This is a genomic window from Dyella sp., assembly GCF_035486915.1.
Taxonomy (GTDB): Bacteria; Pseudomonadota; Gammaproteobacteria; order Xanthomonadales; family Rhodanobacteraceae; genus Dyella_B.
Genome location: NZ_DATHMR010000159.1, coordinates 1 through 25,066, shown reverse-complemented (window position 1 = coordinate 25,066; position 25,066 = coordinate 1). Strand labels below are relative to the sequence as shown.

General features: G+C 58.3%; 24 protein-coding genes. 11 read left to right on the top strand and 13 right to left on the bottom strand.

What is annotated here, in order from left to right; genetic code table 11:
- The first annotated feature begins 51 nt into the window (after positions 1 to 51).
- From VK725_RS12610 to VK725_RS12580, 7 genes are read left to right on the top strand one after another with little or no spacing between them, the layout of a single operon-like run.
- Positions 52 to 1,410, top strand: coding sequence for a phenylacetate--CoA ligase family protein (locus tag VK725_RS12610; protein ID WP_325318406.1), 1,359 nt, complete (start codon positions 52 to 54; stop codon positions 1,408 to 1,410).
- Complete coding sequence (locus VK725_RS12605) at positions 1,407 to 2,528, top strand: glycosyltransferase (RefSeq protein WP_325318405.1); 1,122 nt, start codon at positions 1,407 to 1,409, stop codon at positions 2,526 to 2,528. The genes VK725_RS12610 and VK725_RS12605 overlap by 4 nt, the downstream gene beginning before the upstream one ends.
- The gene (locus tag VK725_RS12600) at positions 2,525 to 3,697 is read left to right on the top strand and encodes a glycosyltransferase family 4 protein (protein ID WP_325318404.1); all 1,173 of its coding nucleotides are present in this window, start codon (positions 2,525 to 2,527) and stop codon (positions 3,695 to 3,697) included. The genes VK725_RS12605 and VK725_RS12600 overlap by 4 nt, the downstream gene beginning before the upstream one ends.
- On the top strand, positions 3,694 to 4,332 hold the full coding sequence (locus VK725_RS12595; RefSeq protein WP_325318403.1) for a polysaccharide deacetylase family protein: 639 nt from the start codon (positions 3,694 to 3,696) through the stop codon (positions 4,330 to 4,332). The genes VK725_RS12600 and VK725_RS12595 overlap by 4 nt, the downstream gene beginning before the upstream one ends.
- Positions 4,329 to 5,498, top strand: a complete 1,170-nt coding sequence (locus tag VK725_RS12590) for a glycosyltransferase (RefSeq protein WP_325318402.1) — start codon at positions 4,329 to 4,331, stop codon at positions 5,496 to 5,498. The genes VK725_RS12595 and VK725_RS12590 overlap by 4 nt, the downstream gene beginning before the upstream one ends.
- Positions 5,498 to 6,682 carry a hypothetical protein gene (locus tag VK725_RS12585; protein WP_325318401.1) on the top strand — a complete coding sequence of 395 codons (1,185 nt, stop codon included), beginning with the start codon at positions 5,498 to 5,500 and terminating at the stop codon, positions 6,680 to 6,682. The genes VK725_RS12590 and VK725_RS12585 overlap by 1 nt, the downstream gene beginning before the upstream one ends.
- 9 nt (positions 6,683 to 6,691) lie before the next feature.
- Positions 6,692 to 7,453 carry a glycosyltransferase family 2 protein gene (locus VK725_RS12580; RefSeq protein WP_325318400.1) on the top strand — a complete coding sequence of 254 codons (762 nt, stop codon included), beginning with the start codon at positions 6,692 to 6,694 and terminating at the stop codon, positions 7,451 to 7,453.
- 55 nt (positions 7,454 to 7,508) lie between these two features.
- Here VK725_RS12580 and VK725_RS12575 read toward each other — a convergent pair whose 3' ends face one another.
- From VK725_RS12575 to VK725_RS12530, 10 genes are read right to left on the bottom strand one after another with little or no spacing between them, the layout of a single operon-like run.
- Positions 7,509 to 8,471 (bottom strand): hypothetical protein, encoded by a 963-nt coding sequence (locus tag VK725_RS12575; RefSeq protein WP_325318399.1) that lies wholly within the window; start codon positions 8,469 to 8,471, stop codon positions 7,509 to 7,511.
- A gap of 34 nt (positions 8,472 to 8,505) precedes the next feature.
- The gene (locus VK725_RS12570; RefSeq protein WP_325318398.1) at positions 8,506 to 10,053 is read right to left on the bottom strand and encodes an oligosaccharide flippase family protein; all 1,548 of its coding nucleotides are present in this window, start codon (positions 10,051 to 10,053) and stop codon (positions 8,506 to 8,508) included.
- Positions 10,050 to 11,771 carry a hypothetical protein gene (locus VK725_RS12565; protein WP_325318397.1) on the bottom strand — a complete coding sequence of 574 codons (1,722 nt, stop codon included), beginning with the start codon at positions 11,769 to 11,771 and terminating at the stop codon, positions 10,050 to 10,052. Before VK725_RS12565 ends, VK725_RS12570 begins: the two co-directional genes overlap by 4 nt.
- 60 nt (positions 11,772 to 11,831) lie before the next feature.
- Complete coding sequence (gene galE / locus VK725_RS12560) at positions 11,832 to 12,836, bottom strand: UDP-glucose 4-epimerase GalE (RefSeq protein WP_325318396.1); 1,005 nt, start codon at positions 12,834 to 12,836, stop codon at positions 11,832 to 11,834.
- Positions 12,833 to 13,660, bottom strand: a complete 828-nt coding sequence (locus tag VK725_RS12555) for an alpha/beta fold hydrolase (protein ID WP_325318395.1) — start codon at positions 13,658 to 13,660, stop codon at positions 12,833 to 12,835. Before VK725_RS12555 ends, galE begins: the two co-directional genes overlap by 4 nt.
- Positions 13,660 to 14,442, bottom strand: coding sequence for a serine aminopeptidase domain-containing protein (locus VK725_RS12550; protein WP_325318394.1), 783 nt, complete (start codon positions 14,440 to 14,442; stop codon positions 13,660 to 13,662). The genes VK725_RS12555 and VK725_RS12550 overlap by 1 nt, the downstream gene beginning before the upstream one ends.
- Positions 14,439 to 15,809, bottom strand: coding sequence for an outer membrane beta-barrel protein (locus tag VK725_RS12545; protein ID WP_325318393.1), 1,371 nt, complete (start codon positions 15,807 to 15,809; stop codon positions 14,439 to 14,441). Before VK725_RS12545 ends, VK725_RS12550 begins: the two co-directional genes overlap by 4 nt.
- A 59-nt stretch (positions 15,810 to 15,868) precedes the next feature.
- Positions 15,869 to 16,648 carry a polysaccharide biosynthesis protein gene (locus VK725_RS12540; protein ID WP_325318392.1) on the bottom strand — a complete coding sequence of 260 codons (780 nt, stop codon included), beginning with the start codon at positions 16,646 to 16,648 and terminating at the stop codon, positions 15,869 to 15,871.
- Between the two features lie 2 nt (positions 16,649 to 16,650).
- Positions 16,651 to 18,195, bottom strand: coding sequence for an XrtA system polysaccharide chain length determinant (locus VK725_RS12535; protein ID WP_325318391.1), 1,545 nt, complete (start codon positions 18,193 to 18,195; stop codon positions 16,651 to 16,653).
- 60 nt (positions 18,196 to 18,255) lie between these two features.
- Positions 18,256 to 18,879: an XrtA/PEP-CTERM system exopolysaccharide export protein gene (locus VK725_RS12530; RefSeq protein ID WP_325318390.1), complete on the bottom strand. Its 624-nt coding sequence runs from the start codon at positions 18,877 to 18,879 to the stop codon at positions 18,256 to 18,258.
- Positions 18,880 to 19,103: 224 nt separating this feature from the next.
- Between VK725_RS12530 and VK725_RS12525 the strand changes: the two genes are divergently transcribed.
- From VK725_RS12525 to VK725_RS12515, 3 genes are all read left to right on the top strand, one after another.
- Complete coding sequence (locus VK725_RS12525) at positions 19,104 to 19,835, top strand: YdcF family protein (RefSeq protein ID WP_325318389.1); 732 nt, start codon at positions 19,104 to 19,106, stop codon at positions 19,833 to 19,835.
- 231 nt (positions 19,836 to 20,066) lie between these two features.
- Complete coding sequence (locus VK725_RS12520) at positions 20,067 to 20,750, top strand: 4'-phosphopantetheinyl transferase family protein (RefSeq protein WP_325318388.1); 684 nt, start codon at positions 20,067 to 20,069, stop codon at positions 20,748 to 20,750.
- Between the two features lie 106 nt (positions 20,751 to 20,856).
- On the top strand, positions 20,857 to 21,036 hold the full coding sequence (locus VK725_RS12515; protein WP_325318387.1) for a YodC family protein: 180 nt from the start codon (positions 20,857 to 20,859) through the stop codon (positions 21,034 to 21,036).
- Between the two features lie 95 nt (positions 21,037 to 21,131).
- Here the strand turns inward: VK725_RS12515 and VK725_RS12510 are convergent, their stop codons facing one another.
- The 3 genes from VK725_RS12510 to VK725_RS12500 all read right to left on the bottom strand — a co-directional run bounded on the left by VK725_RS12510 (position 21,132) and on the right by VK725_RS12500 (position 24,144).
- Entirely contained in the window at positions 21,132 to 21,530 is a 399-nt protein-coding gene (locus VK725_RS12510; RefSeq protein ID WP_325318386.1) for a nuclear transport factor 2 family protein, read from the bottom strand.
- A gap of 225 nt (positions 21,531 to 21,755) precedes the next feature.
- On the bottom strand, positions 21,756 to 22,892 hold the full coding sequence (locus tag VK725_RS12505) for an L-lactate dehydrogenase (RefSeq protein ID WP_325318385.1): 1,137 nt from the start codon (positions 22,890 to 22,892) through the stop codon (positions 21,756 to 21,758).
- A gap of 484 nt (positions 22,893 to 23,376) precedes the next feature.
- Positions 23,377 to 24,144: a TIGR00266 family protein gene (locus VK725_RS12500; RefSeq protein ID WP_325318384.1), complete on the bottom strand. Its 768-nt coding sequence runs from the start codon at positions 24,142 to 24,144 to the stop codon at positions 23,377 to 23,379.
- Between the two features lie 161 nt (positions 24,145 to 24,305).
- Here VK725_RS12500 and VK725_RS12495 point away from each other — a divergent pair, with 161 nt between their 5' ends.
- Positions 24,306 to 24,722 carry a GFA family protein gene (locus tag VK725_RS12495; RefSeq protein WP_325318383.1) on the top strand — a complete coding sequence of 139 codons (417 nt, stop codon included), beginning with the start codon at positions 24,306 to 24,308 and terminating at the stop codon, positions 24,720 to 24,722.
- Positions 24,723 to 25,066: the final 344 nt, after the last annotated feature.

The following is a 25,066-nucleotide window of genomic DNA, read 5'->3' as shown; positions in this document are numbered from 1 at the left end:
TTACCACCCTGCCGCCGCTATGCATCGACTGCTGCACATGGAGCGTACGGTATGAACGCTTTCTATGAAGCAGCGTTCCGGCGCGTACTGTTTCCAGCTTATGAAACGGGCTTGAGGCGTCGTCGCACACTGACCTATCTCGACGATTACCAGCGCGACCAATGGCTAGACCCGGAGCAGATCGCAACATTGCAATGGCAGCGGCTGCAACGCTTGCTCGATCATTGCTACCGCGAGGTGCCTTACTACCGCGAGCAATGGCGCAAGCTGGATATCGCACCCCAAGACATCCGCAATCTCGACGACTACGCAAAGCTGCCGGTACTGACCAAAACGGACATCCGCGCGCATTTCGACAAACTCAAAGCCGATTCCTGGCGGGACCGTCTGTTATACAAAGCCACCGGCGGCTCGACGGGCGAGCCGATGCGCTTTGGCTATACACGTGAAAGCAATGATCGCCGCGCGGCTGTGATGTGGCGCGGCTACGAATGGGCCGGCTCGCGCATGGGGCGTCGCACCCTATTCTTGTGGGGCGGCGCGGTCGGCGATCCCACGCGCGCGCACCAATGGAAGGATCGCCTGTACAACGCCGTCTTCGCGCGCCGCGTGCTCAACAGCTTCAAGATGACCGAAGCAAACATGTCCGAATACGCCGATGCGATCGATCGCTATCGTCCGGACATCATCGTCGGCTACGTAGGGCCGCTGGTGAAGTTGGCACAGTGGCTTATTGCTAGCGGCCGCAAAATCTGGCGGCCACAAGGCATCATCGGCGGCGCGGAGGCGCTGCATGAATTCCAACGTGACCTGATCCAGGAAGCCTTCAGAGCGCCGGCGTTCAACACGTACGGATGCCGCGAATTCATGTTGATTGCCGCTGAGTGCGAACAACGCCACGGCTTGCATGTAAACGCCGATCATCTGGTGGTGGAATTGCGCACACCGCATGGGGCGGCCAGCGCAGGCCGTCCCGGCGATGTCGTCATCACCGACCTTTTCAATTACGGCATGCCGTTCGTGCGCTACGCCAATGGCGACATGGCAACAGCGTCTGGCGACCGTTGTGCTTGTGGACGCGGGCTGCCATTGCTGACGCGTGTCGACGGCCGCGTACTCGATGCGATTCGCACACCGGCCGGACATGTGCTGCCCGGCGAGTTCTTTCCGCACATGCTCAAGGATGTAGCCGGCCTGCAACGCTTCCAATTGGTACAGCGCCGCCTCGACAGGCTGGATCTTTCCATCGTGCGTGGCACCGACTTCGACGACGCGTCACTGGATTACATCCGCCGCGAAGTCAATAAAGTACTCGGCGATAGCGTGCAGCTGGATTGTCATTTCGTCGACGATATTCCGCTTACATCGAGCGGAAAGTTGCGTGTCACGGTATCGGAGCTCACGCCGTGAACATCACCCACTTCGTCGAAAGCCTGGATCGCGGCGGCCTCGAGCGCATGGTGCTGGAGTTGGTGAAATATCAGCACCGACAAGGCCATCATTGCCAGGTGGTGTGTTTGTATACGTCCGGTGCGTTGGCGCATGAGCTGGATGATCTGGGTATTTCGGTGAAGGTATGCGGAAAGCGCCAAGGCTTCGACCTGTCGGCGCTGGCGTTCGCGCGCCGCATGGTACGCACGCATGCGACCGACGTATTGCATACCCACAATGCCGTTGCGCACTACCAGGCGGTGCTGGCCACGTGCGGCATCCCGATGCGACAGGTGATCAATACGCGGCACGGCATGGGCGTCAATCGCCGCGCGCGCCGGCGGGAATGGCTGTATCGCCGCGCATTGGTACGCACCGATACGGTGGTTGCCGTCTGCGAAGCTGCACGCAGCGATGCGATCAAGCGCGGTATCGTTCCATCCGCAAAAACGCGTGTGGTGCCGAACGGTATTCACGTGGACGCGTTTCAACCCGCCTCGCAGGCGATGCACAAGCAACTCGCGCGTCTGCTTAATCTGCCTGAGCAGACCCGAATCATCGGTACGGTGGGACGGCTGAACTGGACCAAAGATCAGCTTGGTCTCCTGCGCGCCTTTAAGCTGGTGCACGAACACCATGCCGATACCGCCCTAGTGTTGATCGGCGACGGTGAACTTCGCGCATCGTTGCAACAAAGCGCCCTTGACGAAGGGGTGGCCGAAAGCGTGCATTTCCTCGGCGACCGCAACGATGTGCAGCAATTATTGCAAGGGCTGGATATGTTCGTGCTTTCGTCGTTGAGCGAGGGCTATTCGATGGCCTTGCTGGAGGCGAGCGCCGCGGCGCTTCCCATCGTCGCCACCAACGTTGGCGGCAATGGCGAGATTGTGCGAGACGATATCACCGGATATCTGGTGCCGGCGGGAAATCCAGGAATGCTGGCCGAAGCCATGCTAGCGCTGCTACGGAATCCAAAGCACGCCATGGGACTTGGTCAGACAGCACGCGCATGGGTCGAACAACACGGCTCACTGGAAGCAATGGCGATGCGTTACGCCCAACTTTATGGCGGATCAAAGGAATGGCAAAAGCCATGAAAGTGCTGATTCTGACGAACTTGTTTCCAACGCCCTGGGATCCTTTGCGTGGCGCGTTCAATCGCCAGCAATTCGAACGCCTGGGGCAATTGCACGATGTGGATGTGATGACCGCCGTCGATTTTCGCGAACGGTTCGGCGAACGGCTCGGCGGGGTGAAAGTCAGCCACTTACATACCGACCATTTTGTCTTCGTGTTTCTGCCCGGCGTCGGCCGCTCACTTCACGCGATCTGCTGGCTGTTGTCGCTGTGGTGGCAACGCGGACGTCAGATACGCAAAGCTCATTACGATTGCATACTCGTCAGCTGGGCTTATCCCGACGCCGCCGCCGCGGGTTGGCTGGCGCGCCGGCTCGGTATCCCCTATGTGGTCAAAGTTCATGGCAGCGATCTCAACGTGCAGGCCGACCATATGCTGCGCCGGCCTCAGATCCGCTCGGCGCTGACGGGCGCAGCCGGTGTGGTCGCGGTCAGTCGCGCGTTGGCGGCGAAAGCCATCGCATTGGGCGCGCATCCATCGCATGTGCATGTGCTTTATAACGGTGTCGACACGTCGATATTTTCGCCCGAATCGCGCGCCGAATCGCGCGCGAGATTAGGTTTGTCCCCGTATGCGCCATTGCTGCTATTCGTGGGCAACCTGAAGGCCTCCAAGGGATGCCTCGATTTGCTCGAAGCCTTTCCGGCATTGCTGGCTGCGCAACCGCTGGCACGGCTGGTCTATGTCGGCACGGGCGCCGCGCGTGCCGCCCTGGTTGCGCGCGCCGAAGCACTTGGCTGCCTGGACCGGATCGAAATGGCCGGTGCCGTCGCACACGCCGAACTGGGCGAGTGGTTTCGCGCTGCCGATTTGTTGTGCCTGCCAAGCCATAACGAAGGTGTACCGAATGTGGTGCTTGAGGCGATGGCCTGCGGCACGCCGGTGGTGGCCAGCCATGTCGGCGGCATTCCGGAAGTCGTGCCCGACTACGCCGGTATCCTGGTACCACCGCACCAACCGCAAGCGCTATCCGCCGCGCTTATCGATGCAAGCGCACGAAGCTGGAGCCACCGGCGGATTGCCGCGCATGCGCGCGATTTTCGCTGGGAAGACAACGTTCGCCAATTGGATGCCATTTTATGCGCCGCAGCTGCGGGCCAGGCCGTATCGGTAGGCGCATCAGCATGAATATGAGACCCCGAAAATATCAGTTGTTGAATCTGCTGCCCGACGCCTTGGTGCAGACCACCGGCTTGCGTGACGGCCATACACGCTATCTCACCTTCGACGACGGACCGGATCCAACATACACGCCACCGTTGTTGGACCTGCTGGCCAAGCACAATGTGAAGGCCAGCTTTTTCCTGGTGGGACAAAAGGTCGAGCGTCAGCCGAAGCTGGTGGAGCGCATCCTGGCTGAAGGTCATATGCTGGGTAATCATTCGTATAGCCATTGGTCGTTCAAACGCATGACGACCCGCAAAAAGCTGAGCGAAATTCACAGCACCGACGCGCTGCTCAGCGCCTTCGACGGGCGCCTGCAACATCGAATGCGGCCGCCACACGGATACGTGGGTGCGGATCTGTTGTGTTACTTCGCCATGCAACGACGCAGCTTTGTCTATTGGTCTTACGACAGCCTCGATTATCAGGATCGGCCCACCCAGGAAATGATCGGCCGGCTGCGTGCCGATCCACCGCTGCCCGGCGACATCGTGCTGATGCACGATGACAGCTCTCGCGCTCACGACGCACTCAGTGTGATGCTGCCGGAGTGGTTGCTTGAAGGACATATCTTTCGCGCATTGCCGCAGGGGGCATGATGAGGATCCTCTATCACCATCGCACTCGCGGTCGCCAGGTTGAAGGCGTGCATATTCGCGGTATCGTGCATGCCTTGCGGGGCTTGGGACACGACGTATCGATCATGTCCTTCCCCGGCGCCGACCCGGAGCATGAGTCGACGATACACGCGAATTCGAAGCGCAGCTGGCTCGCACGGGCTATCACCCGATTGCCCGGCGTGTTGTTCGAATGCTTCGAACTGGGCTACAACGCGGTCACTCTTTTTCGCGCCAGCGTCGCGATCCGCCGGCAAAAGCCACAGTTGATTTACGAACGTTATTCGCTCTTTCTCTTTGCAACGGTCTGGTTGGCGCGGCGCCATCGCATTCCGTTGGTGCTGGAGATCAACGATTCGGCGTTGGTCGAACGAGTGCGCCCCTTGCGTTTGAAGAGTCTGGCGCGGCGCATCGAGGGCTGGTGTCTGCGTCACTGCACCGGCCTGGTGTTCATATCGAGCTATTTCCGTGACGAGGCGCAAGCCGCCTATGGCCAGATCGCACCGTCGGTGATCTCACCCAACGCCGTCGATCTGGCGCGTTTCGACCCGTCGCGTTTCGACATCGCCAAGCTACGCGCCGAGCGGGGGTTGGTCGGTCGCATTGTCTGCGGCCATATCGGCGTGTTCGCGCATTGGCACGGCGTCGACGGATTTGTCGAAGCCATCGCTGCGCGCTTGGCCGAGGTGCCACAACTCGCGCTGGTCTTTGTCGGGGATGGCGTAACGCTGCCGGCAGTGCGTGCCCTTGTCGCCGAACGCGGCTTGTCCGATCGCGTCTTGCTGCCTGGTCGCGTCGCGCACGACGACATCGCCAGTTGGATTGCGTGCATGGATTACGCCGTACTACCCAACTCCAATCATTACGGCTCGCCGATGAAGTTGTTCGAACTGATGGGCATGGGCGTGGCCGTGGTTGCGCCCGATTACGCGCCGGTTGCCGAGGTGATCGGCGATGGCGATACCGGCTGGCTGTTCCCGCGCGGCGAGACCGCCGCATGCGTGCAGCGGGTGCTGGATCTGGCGATGCAGGAGGACGAACGCCGCCGCGTGGGCGCCGCCGCACGCCGCTATATCGAGCGCGAACGCCAATGGCGCAATAACGCGGAGCAATTGCTCACCCTCCTGCCCACCGGAGAATCACTCTGATGTGGACGATCATGTTTCTGGCTGCATTTGCCTTGTTGCTGATGGTGGCAGTTGCCGTCACGTTGGCGATTCGCGCACGCAACATGCAGATTTGGCTGGGCAGCTATTTCCGGCGCCGGCCACCACGTGTCACCGATAAACCGGTCCACGTGATGTTCTGCTTTGTCGATCACTTTGAGCCGGCCTGGGGCAAGGTCGACTTGGCGACGCAGCGGGCGCGGGTCGACCGCTGGTGCCTCGATTACCGCAAACTCGCCGATGCGCATCGGGATGCCGACGGACGGCCGCCGCAGCACACCTTCTTCTATCCCGAAGAGGAGTATCTCGAAGAGCACCTGAAAAAGTTGGCGTCATTGTGCGCGGATGGTTATGGCGAAATCGAAATTCACCTGCATCATGACAACGACACGCCCGAGAATTTCACGGCCACCATCGACCGTTTCAACAAACTACTGCACGAACGGCACAACGCGTTGCCACGCGATCCGCAGACCGGCCAATTGCGCTTCGGTTTTATCCACGGCAACTGGTGCCTGGACAATTCCCGCGCGGACGGGCGTTGGTGCGGCATCAATAACGAACTCATCCTGCTGCGCGAACTGGGCTGCTACGCGGACTTCACCCTGCCCTCGGCGCCGAGCGAGACGCAAACGCGCATGATCAACGCGATTTATTACGCGACAGACGATCCTGTCAAACCCAAGTCGCACGATACCGGCGAGCTGGTACGCGTCGGCGGCAAAGCCAGTGGCGATCTGTTGATTGTGCAAGGCCCGCTTGGACTGAATTGGCGCAATCGTCGCTTCGGTATCGTGCCGCGCATCGAGAATGCCGACGTACGTCACGCCTGCCCTCCTACACCGGACCGTGTCGATGCATGGATCGACATTGGCGTACATGTCGAAGGACGACCCGAATGGGTGTTCGTCAAAATCCATACACACGGCACACAAGAGCGCGACATGGATACGCTGCTCGGCGATGCCGCCGACCGCATGCATCGGCATCTGGAGCAGAACTACAACGACGGCAAGCGCTACGTGCTGCACTATGTCACGGCGCGAGAGGTCTACAACATCATCAAGGCCGCCGAGGCAGGGTTGACGGGCAATCCGCACGATTACCGCGACTACGAGCTGCCACGGCCCGGCGTGCGGGTCGCCACTGAAGTACAGACAGCGTGAGGTGACGGCATGAGCGGCGACCTGGTCAGCGTCATCATGCCGGTCTACAACGCCGAGGCATGGTTGCAGCGAGCTATCGATTCGGTGCTTGTACAAAGCCACGCCCATCTGGAATTGATCGCCGTGGACGATGGCTCGCGTGACCGCTCACCCAGCATGCTCGACGCTTATGCAGCAGCCGACGCGCGGGTGCGTGTCGTGAAGCAACCGGCCAACGGGGGTGTCGCAGCCGCCCGCAACGCAGGTATCACGGCCGCGCGCGGCGATTACATCTCATTTCTCGACGCTGACGACTGGTGGCATCCGGCCAAGCTCGAACGCCAATTGACCAGCATGCGCGACAATGACGCCTTGGTCAGCTATGCCTCGTACTGGCGTGTGGCCGAAGACGGCCGCATATTGGGGAAAGTGACGCCTCCGCTGCAGGTCGATTGGCACGACATGCTTGCCAGCAATTTCATCGGCACACTGACCGGCATGTATGCGCGACGTCTCGGCGATGTCCCATTTCAGCGCATCGGTCACGAGGACTATGTGTTCTGGCTGGAACAGGTGCGACGCGCCGGCAAAGCTGTGCGGGTGGAATCGGCCGAACCACTAGGTTGGTATTTGGTGCGAGAGCGATCGCTATCGGCCAATAAGTTGCGGGCAGCATCCTGGCAATGGGACATTTATCGCAACGTCGAAAAGCTGGGAGTGATGCAGTCGATGGTTTGCATGGCGCGGTATGTGCGGCATGCGTTGATCAAACGGCGACGAGTTGGCGTTTGAGTCTGGGTGACGCGCTGGCTGTCGCGTGACGCTCCCCGTCTTGCGGGGCTGACAATCAAGTCGGTAACGCTTCCGACGCCTCAGCATTCTTGGAAGAAATAATCCACGACGCCGTCGTCGCCAATACTTCCACCGCCTTGTCGCCAAACCGCGCGTCCACATTCAACCGACCCTCGCTCAGCAGCTCAAGCGACGCTTTGTCGATGGCCGGTTCCGTCGCCAGTATCTTGTGCCCATTCGAACCAAACAGCGCCAGGAAGTCATCATGACGCAAGCGGTTCATATACATGTAGCGGTTGTCGGCATAACGATTCCACTTCGCATCGGAGTACTGCAGAAAATTGATGGGCGATATATGCGTATCCGAGTGCGAAAAGTGATCGGAGTAGTCCACACGATGGACGAACAATCCGGCATCGCTAATGATGCGGTTTCCTTCCGCAAGAATGGTCATCAATACATCGCGCGGAATATGTTCGAATACATTGAAAGAGGTATGGAAGTCGATGCTCGCGGGGCTCAGGCCCGTTCGCGCCGCATCACCCGGCGCGATATATGTGATTTGACATAGATCAAGCAGACTTTGCAGGTTGAAATCATTCTGGCGTTGCAGATAGCGCAAAGCATCGAATCGTTTCTGATTTAACCGCGGCCCGAACAACGCCTGGATTTCTTCCACGTGGTCCGCCATGTACTGCAGGCATTCCTTGGTCAATTCGGCCTTCAAGTAAGGATTCAGATCGATGGTGATGACACCTTTGGCACCCATCAACCAATAGGCCAGCGGCGTCATGGGAACACGCCCTGTCCCGACCTCGAAAAAGATCTTATTGATCGGGTCGTGGTCCAACTGCTCGATCTGTTTCCATGTTTCGATGCCTGCCTGCAGTCGCTCCACCGGATTGATACGACGCAGACCACCGAAATGGCGTTGGAGCCAATAGTAGGTCGCGTAGGACGACTCCGACGGCAATCGGGAGACTGCATTCTGCAGCGTAGCTTTGGTCTTCCAATGCATCAAAAGGCCCCCGTGCGAGTGGTGTTCGATGACATCACAACGGCGCCTTGGCCACCGGGCCATGCAGGGTGTTCAAAACGCGCATCAGCGCGCGTCCCAGGGGGCCTAGACGATCGGTAATTACCGTCATAAACCGATAGTCGTCGTCAGTCCAGTAGCGCACCAGGAAACTGGCGGGCACAAAAATTCCCATGAAAACCAAGCCGCCGACAATGAAGCCGAAACGACTGGGAATGATCGCGACGCACAGCCACGCCACCGCTGTCGCCACCGTTGCGGCGCCGAACAGACGCGCCATGGGCACGATGGGCAAGCTCCCGCTTGTTGCGCGCCGCAGGTAGAAAATAGCAAGACCCAACTCCGTGAATCGCGTTCCCGCGTAGGTAATGACCGCACCCGCCAACCCAAAAAACGGTACCAAGGCAATGCCGAGCACAGCATTGACGATCAGCGCGATGACGTTGATACGCACGCGATCATCTTGGCGATCGACCACGATCTGAAATGCCGCGATGCTGTTTCCGATCAGCAGCAATCCGGCGAGAACCAGCGTGGCTTCGATCGCCGGAATCGCGTTGACGTAGCGGTTGCCATACATCAACGTGACGATCTCCGGCGTCGTTACCAACCCGACCCCGGCGATGATCAGGCCAGTAGCCCAATAGAAGCGCGTCGCTTCAGTGAGCAGACGTGCCGCCTGCCCGGTTCCGTTCTTGCCAAACGACTTGGCCATGTACGGCAGCAACGTGGTGGTCAGTCCGACCGAGAGCAGTTCGACAGCGCCACGCGTGAGTGTGGCGGCAATCGCGAAGAAGCCCACTGCTGTCGACGAGGCATAAGTGTTGAGCAGGAACACCTCGATCGTGCTCGACTTCATCGCAATCAACAGCACAAGGGCTGCGGTCAGGCGCAGATGGCGAGAGAGCCGTTTGCTGATGTCTTCGGGAATCGGCCCAGCCGCAAACGGCCGGCAATACCGATGAAACGCAAGTCGGTTGAACAGGTTCAACATCAAGCAGGCGACCGCGAATAGCGCGAAAAACGACACCATGCCGGCGTGCACCGCGGTAGCCGCGCTAATGAACCCTACACCTATGACACCGGCAAGCACCGTCGCAATGGATACCGGTTCGAAACTCTCCTGCCCTTTTTCGATCGCCACTAGCATGGCGTAGTTGGCCTTGGCGACCACGGCGACAATCACCAACACGGTTACCGGCAATAACGATTGCCGCCATTCGACCGGCCGGATAATCAGAGTCGCGGTAACAAACAGCACGACGACGATAAACGAACTCAAATTCTGGTAACGGCTCAGGCGATGGGCGATATGCGAGGCGATATCGGGCCGCCCTGCTCCATCCGCCTCGGCGATGAATTTGGTCGACGATGTCGTCAATGCATGATTGCTGCACGTCATTAACCAGCTGCACAGCCACACCGTGAACGCGTAGCGGCCGAAGTCGGCTGGGCCCAAGGTGCGCGCGATCCAGATGCTGACGACCAAACCCAACGCGTACTCGACATAGGTGGCCGCCGAAACCAGGGTGACACTGCGCAATACGGCCATGCGTTGCTTCATGGCGTTGCACTCCTGGCCAGCGATGAGGTTGCACCACTGCCGGCCGGTTGACGGATCAGCCAGGCAACGACACCAGCGCCGCGATTGTTCCAGTTGAATCGCCGTAGCGTGTCGGCAGTTTTTGCGCACTCGATGTTGTAGGACGAGGTCAATGCATCCAGCCGGTGCTTCAGCGCGGCACTTTGTTTTGGGTCTTGCTCAAAGTAATAGGCTGCAGCTACCGGTAGCGCAATCTCTACCGTATGCGCATCGCTGTACCAGCCGTCCGATTCCTCGATATGCGAAAGCGTCTTCGTATCGGCATGCGACGATGACCAATACCACGCAATTTGACCGTCGGGGCCGGAACAAGGGTTGCGCCAATCGTGTTCGAAATGCAGCAGATCGGGTTTGATCCAGCCATATTGTTCGAGGTAACGGCCGAACCCGGTGATCATGGTCGGAATACGCGGATCGCCGGTGACCAGCCACGCATGCCACAGTCCGTCGATGATATTTTCCGACATCCACGGCGATGTTCCGCGCACGTCGGTCGACGGATTCCACGAATCGTCTTCGTGCAGGTTCCAACTATTGCGCCATGAACCATCGTTGCCGAGACCATCGGGATTGTTGCGCTGATGATCGTATAGCCAGCCAATACGGTCGTTGACGCGGTCCAGATAACGGTGATCGCCGGTTAATTCATAAGCGCTGACGGTTTCAAGCAGACCCAAGCCGGTCATGCGTTCGGTGAAATGCTGCGACGGACTTGTATACGGTCCCGGTCGATTGCCCCAGCCACCGTTCTCCCACAGCGTCATCATCTTGTCGACGGTATCCAGATTGTGCTCGCTGTCGTCGCCAGTCAGCGCGAGAGAAAGCAGGATCGGTTCGACATAGACATACTTCACGTCGCAGGGCTTTTGGTTGTAAGTCCATCCGCCGGCGCAAAACGGACTCATCGGCCAGCCGTCGCGACGGATGTATTTCATATAGAAGTGGTAGCTGAGGTCAGCCGCTTGCAGGTAATCGAAACGCCCGGTGCGAATGTAGGCCTTGAACAACGTGGAAGGCCGGTCGAACAGCCATGCGGTCGGGTCGTTCACCGGCAATGGTCGCGCCCACTGGAACTGCGCCGCGACATAGTCTGCGTAAGCCTCATGGGGCGCTGCCGGAACCTGCGGACCGGCGATCAGCGAATTGCAGAGCCATACGGGACTCAACGTCGCCAAGGCTGCGGCCACTTTCAGCCCTTGCTCGCCAGTCACCAGGCCGTTGATGTAGGGCCATCCAGGCAGATCCCGTTGGCGGGGCTTGCCGATCGAAAAATAGAATGTCTGGGTGTCGCTATCCAGGTGCACATGAAATTGCGCCCGAACCGCGCGCACGCTGCCGTCCTTGGCGTACCACAGTAAAGTCGTGTGGACGGCGGCGGGAACTTCCGCGCCGCTTTCATCGAGAATGCGCACCAGGTGTGGATCGCGCAACGTGCCGGGTGAAAACGGAATGCCGACGGAAACCAGCACGTCCGCATCCTTGCCGGCATTGCGATGCACGACGATGCGTTGATCCGCTGTAGTATCCGCGGGCGTCGCGCTACTGTTTGATGCGGCATGCTTGGTTAATGCAGCATGCTTAGCCGTTGCCAACGCACTGCCTGCCGGAATGACGGCCATCCCACCCAGAATCAGTGCAAGCCCGCACCATGCCGACACGGCCAGCAGTCCTTTAGTCATTCGAGCCAGGATTGCCGTGGTCAACCACGAAGTCATCGGCGCGGGCCGGCGAGTATCCACTCAAGCCACCGATGAGAGCGGAACACGTTTGCACAAAAGCTGTTGTTCCCAGCGTAGCGCGGTGCCGACGATGAAATCCAGGTCGTCGTAATGCGGCTGCCAATCGAGTACGCGCTTGAGCCGGTCGCTGCACGCGATAAGCATGGGCAAGTCACCGGGGCGGCGCGGCAATTCGATCACATTCAGCGGTTTGCCACCTGCCCGCGCCACCGCGTCGATGACCTCGCGCACGCTGTAACCATGGCCATAGCCGCAATTGAGCGTCTGCGAATCGCCGCCGTCGCGCAGATGATCGAGCGCGCGCAAATGCGCTGCGGCCAGATCATCGACATGGATGTAATCGCGAATACCGGTGCCGTCGGGCGTGTCGTAATCCGTGCCGAAAATCGACAGGCTCTCTCGAATCCCCACCGCATGCTCACAACACACTTTGATCAGCAGCGTTGCATTGGGTGTGGAATGACCGATACGTCCCTGCGGGTCGCAGCCGGCAACGTTGAAGTAGCGGAGAATCACATGTCGCATCGCGCCAGTGGCGCTGTGATCGCGCAACATGGTTTCGGACATCAGTTTGGATGTCCCATACGGATTGATCGGCTTGGTCGGCGTGTCTTCATCGGCAATGCCGTTGTCCGTCATGCCGTAAACCGCCGCAGTGGACGAGAAAATGAATTTCCCTACGCCGTACTCGGCGCAACAGGCAAGCAAGTTGCGTGTATTGCAGGTGTTGTTGCCGTAATACTTAAGCGGGTCGCATACCGACTCGGGCACGATGGTGTGCGCCGCGAAGTGTAGTACCGCATCCACGTGATGGTCGGCCATCACGTGCCCGACCAGATCCAGATCGCCAACGTTACCGACGACCAACTCCGCACCCCGCACGGCCTCACGAAAGCCGGTACTGAGATTGTCGACTACCACCACACGCTCGCCTCGCGCCAACAATTGCTGGACGACATGACTGCCGATGTAGCCGGCCCCGCCGGTAACCAGAACTGTATTCATGAGGACGTACCTGACGCGACTGAAAAATTGTGGGATAGCCAGCGCTCGATACCGTCGAGCAGACGGTTGCGGTCGCCGGTGAGGATGTAGGTGTGATCGGCTTCCTTAAGAAAGCTGGTGGAAACGTCGGGATGAGCCATGACCCGACCAAAGCATTCGCGGAACTGGCGCGCGTGATTGAAATATTGACTGATGCCGCCGCTATAGATCAGGCACAGCTTGATGCCACGATCGAGCATCCCCGCGAAATCGGCGCGCACGACGGTCTGCGGCAACGGCGCCACGGTGAAGGTAGGCTCGCTGCTGCCACCTTGATTCGCCTTGCGATTACGTGAAAAGACACGCATCCAGCGACGTGCATCCAGTAGACGTGGAACGTAGTAGCGAAGGCGATAACCCAGAGTCCGGTACGCGTAACCATCCAGGAACACGGCGCCGGCCACTTTGGCGTCGCTGCATGCCACCATATGTGCGCTTTGCGAACCCGAACATAGACCGATCAACACGAAGCGTTTGCACGCAGCCTGTTCGCTGAGAAGCTGCATCGCGTCGGCCACATCGGCGCAAATCTGTTGCTTGCGCGTTTGTGATTCACCGCTGGAAGCGCTGTCGCCAATGGTAGAAAGATCGAAGCGCAAGGTCGGATAGCCCTGCGCGTTCAACCGGCGGGTCATCTCGACGTGCAAGCGGAACGGCCCGATTCGATGCACCAATCCGGCATTGAGTACGATCACGCCAACTACGTCTTGCGCCGGCGACGCTGGCAATCCCGCGACCCCCACCAAGTGCCGCGCGCGTCCAAAACGGAAGGCCTGCTCCTGCATCACGCTGCCTCCCGCACATGATGAGTGACGGCCTGGATCAGCGGATGCGAAAGCACCGCCACTTCAAGCCGGCGCAGGTCATCCCACGGCGTAAGCGGCTGCAACGACTTGATCATGGCCGCATCCACCTCGAATCCATTCAAGTGTCGTGGCGCATCGGACGAAAGCGAGTCGATCAGCAGGGTCGTTGTGGGAGGGCGGTCGATATGCAGGTCTGCGATCTGCTGGCGAAGGCGTGCGCTGATCGCAAAACCGAGCCATTGTGCAGCGACGTCCGCAGGCTTGCGCGGTACCATGAAGCGTTGCCCGTCAGCACATAGTGCCGATTGCATCGCATCGAGCTGCGCTACGTATGGTTGCCCGTCAAGGACGGGATCCCATGCCACGACACCGGCAAAGCGCGCTTGCGTGGCCGAGGCCAATGCCATGCTGCCGCCCAGTCGCGCACCAAATGCGAACACGCGGTCGACACCGGCACGTGTCCGCAATTCACCGGCCGCGACAGCGGTATCGGCTACGCAGCGCTCCCAGTCCACTTCCACGCTGTCGCCAGCGGAGTCACCTGTGCCGTAGTAGTCGAAACGCAGCACGGCCATCCCTTCCGCCACAAGTGCTTGCGCCAACTGCCGGTACAGGCGGTGGCAACGTATCTGGTCCTGGCCCAGCGGCGGACATAACAGCACAGCCTTTCGTGCCAACGTACCGGACGCATGGAACAGTCCGAACAACGCCCGATCCGGCCCGAAGTAGAACGGCATCTCCGCTTCGGCACGCGTGCTCATCGCTTGAACACCACGCTGAAATAAATTTCGTTCTCGTGGTAGCTCTGGGCAATCGCGGTGCTACTGCGCAGTTGCCGGATATACGAAACGTGCCAAGTCCAATGTGGCGTTAATTGATGCCCTAGATCGACGCCGTAACGATAAGTCGTATCGGTGCGAGAGAGCGATTCATAAGTCTGTCTTTCTACATTAACGAAACCCGTAAGCGTGGTGCGCGGTCGCAGATGATAGTCAACACTGATCGTACCGCCGCGCGTCGCCTGATCGAACGTAGAGTTATTTAAATATTCCAGCTTGTCGTACGTCGGCGAAATCGAAAACTGAAGACGCTCAGTGTGATAGGTGTAGGTGGCCTGCAGGCTTTTTTCCAGATAAACCTCAGAGTCGATCACCAGATTGCCAGTGCTGATGCCACCACCGGGGTTGTCCAGGAAGTCGGTCGGGTTTTCGCTCAGCGCGTTGACAATGCTCTGGCCCGGCTGCAAAAGCATGTCTTGCGCCGCATCTGAAAATTCGTACTCGCCGGTCACGGACAGCGCATTGCTCGGGTTGAACTGCCACCCCAGCGTAGCTCTCGCCAGAGGCTTGGAGTCGTCGGGCGCTCCATTGAAGTTAATCCTGGACCAACCCAACAGCAAATCGGCATCGAAATGCGCGAGCGTGCTCGCATATTCGCCATAAATCTGGTTGCGGGTGTAATTAGGCGTTGCAAAGGTGTCGTCGGCGCCGTCGACCAGCTCGCTGGCGACACTATTGTTAAACCTCACTCGCTGCGATTCGATATTCAGCGACAGCGTATCCGTCGGACTGAGGTCGCGATAAAGCCGGAATGCGGCCATGCCCCGGCTTGAATTGAAGTCCTGGACCTTGGATGCGTAGCTGTTGAGATAATGAAGCTCGAGCTGCGCGCGCATAATGTCGCCGAACTGCAGATGCAACGTCGGACCCAGCGACAGCACATTGGTTTGTTGCTGATTATTCGGTGCATTGCTGGCCAGCGAGTCGACCGGCTCGACACCGGCGTAATCTTCGACCGTGAAGTCCAGTCGTTTCGGCAGCACCGTCCAATTCGCCTGGGCGGCTAGTTCGGTCTGCGTCTGATCCGAGAATTGATGACCGAGGTAATCGTTGTATTGCAGCGTACCGGTTACGTTAGCCTGGAAAACCGATCCTTGCTGCGCGTAAGTGAAGTTGATGCCCGGACTGAATACGTTTTGGCTGATGGGGTTGCTGTCGCTCAACGTGATGTTGTCGCTGTGCTCGATACTCCCGTAAATCGAGTACTCAAACTGCGATGCCCATACCGCACCCGGCAAAACGGCAAGCGCAAGTCCCACTGCGCGAGCGAGCGTGATGGATACGGGCATGTTCCCTCCCCGGTGGATGCATTACATTGAATCGCCCTGAAGCGCAGCCGCGTTTCGTTCTACGCCGACTGATTGAAAACTACCCCTGCCAATTTGCTCGGTTCGAAATTGGCTACGGCCTGATTGACGGCGGTCGGCGTATCGCGCCCATAACCCACCACCACCACCACAAAGTCCGCCAAGTCCGACAAAATACGTGCGTCTGGCGAGCCTTTAATGGCCGGACCATCAAGAAACAAATAGCGATCGGTATACCGGCAACGCAGCGAATCGAGCATGGCGCGCATGCGAAACGAAGAGAAAAATTCTCCGCCGTTTTCGCGCGAGGTACCTGCCGGCACCAAACGAACTCGCGGAATACCGGTTTGATAAATGACCGACTTGATGCCACGAATAGGATGCTCGAGGAAATCGATCAAGCCGCCTTTTGCCGGATCCACACCCAGCGCCTTGTGCTGATTCGGATAGCGCAAATTGCAGTCGATCAGCAGACTGGTCTTGGTCTCATCGAACGCAAATGCCGCCGCCAAATTGCGCGCAACGAAGCTGCCGCCCGAATGCGGGCTGACAGATACCACTAGCGTGATGAAGTTCTGGCTGCCCGCGAGTCCGAGCAGGCGTGTGCGAATCTCGCGAAACGCATCGGATTGGCGACGCACCGAATCCTCGCGATGAATCAAACGCCGCTGTTCCAGCTGCAACGGTGCCAGTGCTTGGCCGCCTTCGGTCATCAGCGCAATCGAATGACCCGTCGACGGGCGATCCTCGACGCGGCGCGAAGCGGCATCGATCACCTCGCCGCGGCGATCAGTAAAGATGCTGTCGTCGTGAATACTCATACTCAACCTTTGTGCCGGATCCAGAAAAGAATCAGGTAAAACACGGCGACGCTGGCCACGATCAGCACCAGCACCATGTTGTTCAAACGTTCACGCCGACGGTCGCGTGGTGTCGGATAGAACGGAACCGTTGCCAGCACATTGAAACCAATCGCACGTTCAAGCTGGTCGGCGGAGCGTACCCGTGGATCGAAACGCACTAGCGCGAACAACAATCCAAACGGGATGGCGAGCGACAAGCACAGACCGGCTACTCCGAAGTGCATGAAGCGCAAGCCTGACGGCTCCAGTGGCATCACGGCGGGATTTTGGATAAGAAACGTCAGACCGCGTTGTTCCGCGTCAAGGTTCATCGACACGCGCGCATTCTCGCGACGCTTCAACAAGTCCTGATATACATCGCGATTGACGTCGTAGTCGCGCGTCAATTCGGCAGTCACGTTTTCCGAATTGCCAATGCGTTTGCTACGCTCAAGTTCGCCGGCAAGCATCGACTGGCTGGCACTGATCCGTGCCGAGGCCGCAGCAGCGTCACCCTCGGCGGCCGCAAGCTGGATCTTCAGCTGCTGATAAAGCGGATTCATTTGCACCGTGTTGTCCAGCGGTATCGGCGTGCCGGCCGCTTGCGCTGCCTGTTTGCGTTGATCCGACTGAGCGATCTGCTGTTGCAGATCCTGGATTTGATGCCGGACCCGGATTACATCGGGATATTGATCGGTATAGGTGAGCAGCAACGTGGCGAGCTGCTGCTGCAAATCGGCAAGCTGGGTGTCATAGATGCCTTGTGTGGTGTGCACCGCGTTGACTTCCGACTCACCCGAGAGCTGCGACGCCAGCGCGGCTTCCTGCGAACGTTTTTCGATCAGCTCCAACTGGGTATTCTCAATTTGCGTGCGCAATTGGCTGATGCGTGAATTGGTATCGAGATCGCTGCCGGGCCGCGCATCGGCATTCGCGTCGCGATAGCTTTTGAGTTTGCCTTCGGCGTCCGTCAACTTTTGCCGGTAAGCTTCGACCTGACTATTGATGAACTCGTAAGCCTCGCGACTCTCGCGCTGCTTCGAGGCGAGGCTTTCGCTGATGAAAAGACGCGCGAACTCCTGCGTCACCACGAAAGCCCGCTGCGGCTCGGAATCGGAATAACTGATCGTGATCAAATTGCCGCGCGAGGTCTGCACCGTAGTACGCGCGCGAATCCCCTCGATGATGCGATCTTGCTGGATCGGCGTCGGATGCGTGGCCATCCAACCGCCCGCCACCAGAATCTGATCGAGCACCTTGCGGCTGAAAATCACGTCGTGCGCGATACCCGCGCGATTGGTATTGGCCGTCGGCGAGGCCGCACCTTCCATCAGCGGCGTAATGATGCTGCTGTCTTGCGCCAAGATGGTGGTGGAGGCCTCATATTTTTTTGGCCACACCATGCCAACCATCAAGGCCGCGATGGCGATCACGGCAAAAGCAATGGCCAAAGCCATACGACGCCGTCGCGCTTCTGTCACCAGTGCAGGCAGCATGCCGCCTAAAGGTACAAGTTCTCCGCCCATGACTTTCCCCCTTGCCCCGCTCCCTGAAAAAACACTCCAAAAAAAACGCCGAGCGCGTGATCAGAACGCGCGTTGTGGCACCGTAATCACGTCCCCTGGCTGTACCGGATAGTTGTTGGCGAGATCGCCTTTCTGGAGGATATTGTCCAGATGCACCGAGTACGACGTGACGGTTCCGGCGTCACCTTTGCGATACAGCTCGGTACGGTCGGGCGCGGCAAATTCGGTGATGCCACCCGCCGCCAACACCGCGTCGAGCACGGTCATGCCCTGACGGTAAGGAATGGAGATCGGGGTGCGCACCGCACCGGTGACGCGCACCCGCGATAGATACTCGTTACTGCGCAGCGCGATGAGGATGACCGCCACTTGCGGGTCACGAACATAGGGCTGCAGCTTGTCTTTGATCTCGGTAGACACCTCATCGGGCGTCTTTCCGCCAGCGGTCACATCGCCGATCAGCGGAACGGTAATCATGCCGTCTGGCCGCACCGGGACGCTCACACTGAGGTCCGGGTTATGCCAGACGGTGATTTGTAACTGGTCATCCACACCAATGTGATAGGTAGTGACTGCCTGCACATCGGGATTGACCTTCGGTGGCGCGCCCGAGCCGCCCGTCGTGGCACATGCGGCAAGCAACAAGGGCAGACACAGTGCGAGACAACGGCTGAGTTTCTTCATGGCGATCCTGGCCAATGATAAAAGTGTGAACTAGGTCTCATTATATGCTCTTGACAAACGAGCAAAGCAATAGGCGAAATCGCGAAAAGGACGCCTATATTTTTGAAAACACGGAACTTTGGCACGCTTTTTGACTGGCCAAGGCTGATTTGAGAGGTCTTGCTGGCCGGCCAATTGGTGACGTCAGGCCTCTGCCCTCGCCCCATACGCTTGCCGGGAACCTGATGGATCTTCTTGAGAAGTTGATTTATCCGATTTACCAGGCGGCCATTTTTGCCATCGCCGGCTTTTACTTTTTATGCCGGCAACGCTATCGATCCGGCCTTGCATTGCTGGCGTTTGGCGCTGGCTGGCTTTGGTTGTGTGCCACTCCCGCCATGGCCACACGCTTGTGCGAATCGCTGGAGCGCCACTATCCCGCGCAGGAAGCTTCCGCGTATTCCAAAGCCGACGCGATTGTGATTCTGGGCGGCGGCGTGTTGACGCAATCCGTCCTGGCCGCGGGTGCGGACGACCCCTACGGCCCGGCCACGCGCATCGGTTTCGGCCTGCAGCTATTTCGCAACGCGCGCGCCGACTTGGTGCTGGTTTCCGGCGGCGACCAGGCTGAGCCGATGGCGAGAGGGCTCCGCCGACAAGGCCTGCCCGTCGATGCCATGCAGGTCGAAAGCACGAGCACGAATACGCACGAAAACGCAGCGTTCTCGGCCGTCATCCTCAAGCGCGAAAAGCGGTTGCGCATCTTGTTGGTAACGTCCGGCTTCCATATGCCACGCGCGGCGGCGGCATTCTCGAAGCAAGGACTCGAAGTGATCCCCGCTCCTGCTTACGATCCCATTTATCCATCCTGGGAAGCTCATCCCTGGTGGCCGAAGCGTGCCGCTCTACAACTGAGCGGCCGCTGCCTGCGCGAATATGTCGGGATGTGGTGGTACCAGATACGCGGCTGGGCTTGACCATTGCAGATTACCCTTTGCTCAGCAGCTACGATGCGAAGGGAACATGACCCATGTTACTTCTGCTTTCTCGTTTGGCGAGTTGGCTTATTCTTCACGCCGTCGAAGACGATTCAGCGCGATTGCGTTGGAGCCAGGTAACCACTGACTTTACGCGTTGCGTTTTTACGTAGCGAACCGGCGATATGCCCGCGCGGCTTCCAACTATCCTGCAGTCCAGGAACGACGACGATGCTTAATGACCATGAGACAGGAGTCGTTGACGTTCGGGATCTGCGTGCAGCTTTAGGTGTCCCCGCCACGGTAGGTTTATCCGCCGGAATGACCAGGGAGCTAAGTAACCATGATATGTCGTTACCTCCCTCCATTCGCCGCTCGAGCACAAAGAGGCAGCGAGAGTTTGTCGCGGGCCGATATTGCGCTTCACGCGCGCTAGAGTGCGCAGGCCATGAATTAGATGGCGAACTGTCTATCGGCGAAGATAGGTTGCCCAACTGGCCATCAGGGTGGACGGGAAGCATCAGTCACTGCACAACCGTAACTATAGCTATTGCGGCTCAGACATCATTGCATGCTTCGCTCGGGGTGGATGTCGAAGAATGGATGGATACTTCCGTTGCAAAGAGTGTCCAATCTGAAATAGGACTGCTTAGCGAAATCGCCCTCTTTCGTGACCTATCTCCCCACCACGCTCTAACTTTGCTGTTTTCCGCCAAAGAAACTCTCTACAAGGCACTTTATCCGTTGGTACGACAGTTCTTCGACTTCAAGGCAGTGCAAGCGATTAATGTCACTGAAAGCACGCTTACGCTAAGACTTTGCGTGAACTTAGGCGAACAGTGGCCTGATGGTAGCGATCTTGTCGTGACGTACGCCTCCTTTCCCGATCACGTCTTTACGATGCTATGCCTTTGACGATCACGTACACCGATGCCGATTAGTTCGCTGCAAACTTGAATTGGTCGCTAAGCGCCCCCATTTGTGTAGCGATGGGTCATCGGTTGGCCCCGGGGATAATCCAATGGGCAACTTGAAACTCGGTGATGTGGTGAAGCTCAAGAGCGGCAGTCCGCTCATGACAATTGAAGCCATAGGCAATTATGGCGGCGTCACAAAAGCTGCTTGCCAATGGTTTGACGGCTCCAAGGTTTCTGGTGAGCTGTTTCCGCTTCATTCGTTGGTTCTCAATGGCGACGAATAACCAACTTTTCGTAAGCATAAAAAAATAGCCGCCTTTGGGCGGCTATTTTGTGTTTGCTCACTGCAAAGATAAAGAACGATGACTCCCAAGCTCGTTCACGTGTGCTTGCGCGCCTCCAGCTCAACCCACTGAGCACGCCAAGCGGGAGCAGCGAAGGGATCGGCAAAGTATTGGACCTCGTGCGACACCTTGCCATCCCGAAACTCCATGATGCTCACGGTGTAGGCGCGCTTGCCCTGATAGTCAATATCATATTCGGTAACCCAGAGATTGCCCTCGCCAACGATACGCCGGATCTCAAATCCCGACGGTTTACCTGGGTGATGGCTACGCAGCGCTTGCAGGTTACGCCGACCGTGAATGATCTCCCCTGACTGTGGGTACTCGCACACAGCATCATCGTGATAGATCTCATGCTCGGCGACTAGATCGCCTGCAGCGGATGCAGCCCAATGTCGATCGATGGCCATCCGGATATTCTGCACGTCCATCATCGGCCTCCATGTTGAGTCCGTGTGGTTGCGGCGCCAGCGCCTCGTGCGGATCTAACGCCTGAATCAAGCGGCGTGCGATACGTGCGTCCGCTTGGACGAGTACCTAGGTTGCGCTTAGCCAAGCTGGCATACAAGTGCTCGCGCAATCCTGAAGAAGGGTTCTTGTCCCCTTTTTCGTCAGCGTTGGGGCGACCACGAGGGTGGCGATCTACGCTGCGGCGTGCATCAATCCTTGAGCAACAAGTCTGCAGTAGCGCGATTGACGTCACTACATCCGGTCAGAGTCATGCCGACCCTGAGTTCCTCTCTGAGGATGTCCAGCATATCTCGCACCCCCGATTCGCCTGCTGCTCCCAATGCATAGGCCCACGCGCGTCCTACGAAACAGGCCTTCGCACCAAGCGCCAGCGCTTTCAACACGTCCAGGCCCGAGCGAATGCCACCGTCCATAAAAACCGGAACGCTACCTTGAACGGCATCGACAACTTTCGGCAACGCACGAATGGTCGATGTCACGCTATCGAGCTGCCTACCACCGTGGTTTGACACCACAATCCCGTCGATATTTGTCTGCACAGCGCGCTTGGCATCCTCGGGGTCGAGAATACCTTTCAAAATAATCTTTCCGGGAAAGATCGATCGTATCCACTCGATGTCTTTCCAGGTCGCCGATGCATCAAAATTGTCGTGAACAAATTTTCCATACGGCACGCCTTTGGGCATGGCTTCCGCCACAGTACCGAACTTCAGCGGCCTGCCTTTCATGACGATATCGAGGGCCCATCGGGGGTGCGTGGCGCCTTGAGCTACAAATCCCAGCATCCCTAGAAGCGTCGGGTCCTTCTCCATGCCGTCGTGTACCTCGCTGTAACGCCGCCCGGGCGTGGCAAGATCGACGGTGAATACCAAGACCTTCGAGCCCGCGGAAACGGATCGTTCGATCACGCTCTTTACGAAACCGCGGTCTTTGAGCATATACAACTGGAACCAAGGAGGAACGCCGGTTTTTTGCGCGACCTCATGCACGTCGCACACGCCCATGGTCGATAGCGTAAACGGAATCCCAGCCGCTTTCGCCGCACTAGCCGCCTTGACTTCGCCACGGCTCGAATACATCCCGGCCATACCGACGGGCCCGAGCACTATTGGCAGTGACAGTGCCTGATCCCACAAGTCAATCGACAACTTGAGATGCGATTCGTCCACCATCACACGTTGGCGCAACAGCGTAGCCTGCAGCTCCGCAATATTCGCGCGCAGCGTGTTCTCCTGATAGGAACCACCGCTGATGTAGTCATACAGGAATCGCGGAAGTCTCGCTTCGCATAGTTTGCGATAGTCTTCAATGTTCGCGATATTCACGCTTATCCCCTACGTAGTTGAGCCGTCGTCAAGCGTTGCTTTTCACGGTCAAAGGTAACGAAGCGCGCAAACTTCCCGACGTGAAGATGCTGTCGTCGCTACAACGGCTTCAGGATGAAATGTGTCGACGTCACAAGGTACAAACGGACCAATCGTTGCCGTCGGACCTTTTGGAAAAGTGCATGCCATTACGTTGGAAAAAGCTAACTTAGCGCAGCACTTCTGGCTTGTAGGCGACTGACCGGATATGTACAAAAGCTACGTAGGTCAAAAACGCATACGCAGGCATCCGCGCGCGTCGCAACTTATGAAAGCAATCGCTGCAGGGTAATGCGTCGAGTTCGCCAAAGCGCTGGCGCAGTTCCTATATGTGCTTCCCGCAAGGGTCGAGCGTGGGCGTGGAACACCAAGCCAATAGATAGCGAAAAGGGGCCAAAACCCTTTCCCAAGGGCGACCCCTTCGCCTACTTTCTACTGCTACAGATCAGTTGTTATCACCGTTCAACATCGACCCTACGATACCTCCGAGCAAACCGCCGCCCACTACTGCCCTGCCGTTGCCCTCGCTTCTAGGTAGATACTCGGCAATCTGATGCGCGAGGCGCGAGATGGGTAGCGTCTGCAGCCACACTGTGCCGGGGCCGGTAAGTGCAGCGAGGAAGATGCCGTCGCCGCCGAAGATGGCGTTCTTGATGCCCGGGACGGTGGTGATCTGAAAACTTACCGATGCCTGGAACGCACCGACGTGGCCGGGGTGAACGCGCAGGGTTTCGCCGGGTGCCAGATCTTTGCGGATGAGTTCGCCGGAAAGTTCAAGCCACGCCGTGCCCGAGCCGCCGATTCGTTGCAGCATGAAACCGTCGCCGCCGAAAATGCCGGCGCCCAACGACTGCTGGAAACCAACGCCGATGGTCACTTGCGGGGTCGCGCATAGAAAGCCGTGGCGATGCACAAAGTATTCGCTGTTTGGGGTTACCGGTACCGGTACGATGTGGCCGGGTACTTTGGTGGCAAAGGCAACCTCCCCCGATCTCTGCATGGCGCGGTATTCGGTCATGAAGAAGCTGCCACCGCCGACTACGCGCTTGAACATGCCCAACAGGCCCCCACCGCCCCCCATCTGGGTGTGCGTGGTCATCTGGACGGATGCAGTCATCCAGGAAAGTTCGCCGCTCTCGGCAAAAACGCTTTCGTTGGGATCGAGCTGCACTTCCAGTACGGGCATTACCGTGCCCTGGATGCGGGTCTGCATGAGGTGTTCTCCTGATGGTTAGTAGTGGCCGATACGTCATCCTGGCGACAGCATGCCCGGAGACCATCGGCTGTTCGACAATAGCTTGCGGATATTACGCCTGGAGAAAAAAATGGGTCAGGGTAAGCCGGCCCGTTTTCGATGTTAAAGGAGACCCCATCGTGAGCCATCAGACGATGCCCCATCGCACCCTTACGGGCGGCTGCTTATGCGGCAGTGTCGAATACGCAGTGCCGGATGAGTTTCTCTATGCCTTGAATTGTCACTGCTCCCAATGCCGCCGCACGACAGGATCGGCTTTCAAACCCTTTGCGGGTATCGAGCGTGGCAAATTGAGTGTGACAAAAGGCGTAGAGAGCCTTTTGATCTTCGGCAATGAGGACGGCCACGATGCTCACTGCAAGGCTTGCGGCTCGCTGCTGTATTCGGTAGTCCGTGATGGTGAGTTCGTCCACGTCACGATGGGAACGCTTGTGGAAGATCCAACCATCCGCCCCACGGCACATATCTTCGTCGGGTCCAAAGCGCCCTGGTACACGATTACTGACAATCTTCCTCAACACGAAGGGTTACCGTGAGCAGAGTCTCGACCCTTTAGCGAATACTCGGCGCCCCATGCTGCGATGTTGCAGCACATCCCTCGCACTGTGGTGTATCAGCTTTATCGCCGACACTAAATCTGCGTCCGCTGACAGAAACCCTGTTGCGTTGTGCGGTGGTGCGACCGTCGGGCGTGTCCATCCGGCCCGATGACACCGACACGCCCGACATGAGTGAAGTAGCGCGGATCGCCTGGGCGGCAACCCAAAACGATACGCTGGCCGCAACCAACCTAGGATGTTGATCATGGTTACGCTCGATCATACGGCACGCACGCGCATACGTGTTCCCACCAAGCCGTTTTTTCTACTGCTTCACCGCC

What these genes read in the sequence shown, in the direction of transcription:
- VK725_RS12510 (WP_325318386.1), bottom strand. Translation starts at nt 21,530, where the DNA reads ATGATGGACGTGCAGAATATCCGGATGGCCATCGATCGACATTGGGCT.
- VK725_RS12535 (WP_325318391.1), bottom strand. Translation starts at nt 18,195, where the DNA reads ATGGGCGGAGAACTTGTACCTTTAGGCGGCATGCTGCCTGCACTGGTG.
- galE (WP_325318396.1), bottom strand. Translation starts at nt 12,836, where the DNA reads ATGAATACAGTTCTGGTTACCGGCGGGGCCGGCTACATCGGCAGTCAT.
- VK725_RS12570 (WP_325318398.1), bottom strand. Translation starts at nt 10,053, where the DNA reads ATGAAGCAACGCATGGCCGTATTGCGCAGTGTCACCCTGGTTTCGGCG.
- VK725_RS12545 (WP_325318393.1), bottom strand. Translation starts at nt 15,809, where the DNA reads ATGCCCGTATCCATCACGCTCGCTCGCGCAGTGGGACTTGCGCTTGCC.
- VK725_RS12565 (WP_325318397.1), bottom strand. Translation starts at nt 11,771, where the DNA reads ATGACTAAAGGACTGCTGGCCGTGTCGGCATGGTGCGGGCTTGCACTG.
- VK725_RS12580 (WP_325318400.1), top strand. Translation starts at nt 6,692, where the DNA reads ATGAGCGGCGACCTGGTCAGCGTCATCATGCCGGTCTACAACGCCGAG.
- VK725_RS12610 (WP_325318406.1), top strand. Translation starts at nt 52, where the DNA reads ATGAACGCTTTCTATGAAGCAGCGTTCCGGCGCGTACTGTTTCCAGCT.
- VK725_RS12530 (WP_325318390.1), bottom strand. Translation starts at nt 18,879, where the DNA reads ATGAAGAAACTCAGCCGTTGTCTCGCACTGTGTCTGCCCTTGTTGCTT.
- VK725_RS12585 (WP_325318401.1), top strand. Translation starts at nt 5,498, where the DNA reads ATGTGGACGATCATGTTTCTGGCTGCATTTGCCTTGTTGCTGATGGTG.
- VK725_RS12590 (WP_325318402.1), top strand. Translation starts at nt 4,329, where the DNA reads ATGATGAGGATCCTCTATCACCATCGCACTCGCGGTCGCCAGGTTGAA.
- VK725_RS12520 (WP_325318388.1), top strand. Translation starts at nt 20,067, where the DNA reads ATGCTTAATGACCATGAGACAGGAGTCGTTGACGTTCGGGATCTGCGT.
- VK725_RS12555 (WP_325318395.1), bottom strand. Translation starts at nt 13,660, where the DNA reads ATGCAGGAGCAGGCCTTCCGTTTTGGACGCGCGCGGCACTTGGTGGGG.
- VK725_RS12600 (WP_325318404.1), top strand. Translation starts at nt 2,525, where the DNA reads ATGAAAGTGCTGATTCTGACGAACTTGTTTCCAACGCCCTGGGATCCT.
- VK725_RS12515 (WP_325318387.1), top strand. Translation starts at nt 20,857, where the DNA reads ATGGGCAACTTGAAACTCGGTGATGTGGTGAAGCTCAAGAGCGGCAGT.
- VK725_RS12595 (WP_325318403.1), top strand. Translation starts at nt 3,694, where the DNA reads ATGAATATGAGACCCCGAAAATATCAGTTGTTGAATCTGCTGCCCGAC.
- VK725_RS12575 (WP_325318399.1), bottom strand. Translation starts at nt 8,471, where the DNA reads ATGCATTGGAAGACCAAAGCTACGCTGCAGAATGCAGTCTCCCGATTG.
- VK725_RS12500 (WP_325318384.1), bottom strand. Translation starts at nt 24,144, where the DNA reads ATGCAGACCCGCATCCAGGGCACGGTAATGCCCGTACTGGAAGTGCAG.
- VK725_RS12540 (WP_325318392.1), bottom strand. Translation starts at nt 16,648, where the DNA reads ATGAGTATTCACGACGACAGCATCTTTACTGATCGCCGCGGCGAGGTG.
- VK725_RS12550 (WP_325318394.1), bottom strand. Translation starts at nt 14,442, where the DNA reads ATGAGCACGCGTGCCGAAGCGGAGATGCCGTTCTACTTCGGGCCGGAT.
- VK725_RS12525 (WP_325318389.1), top strand. Translation starts at nt 19,104, where the DNA reads ATGGATCTTCTTGAGAAGTTGATTTATCCGATTTACCAGGCGGCCATT.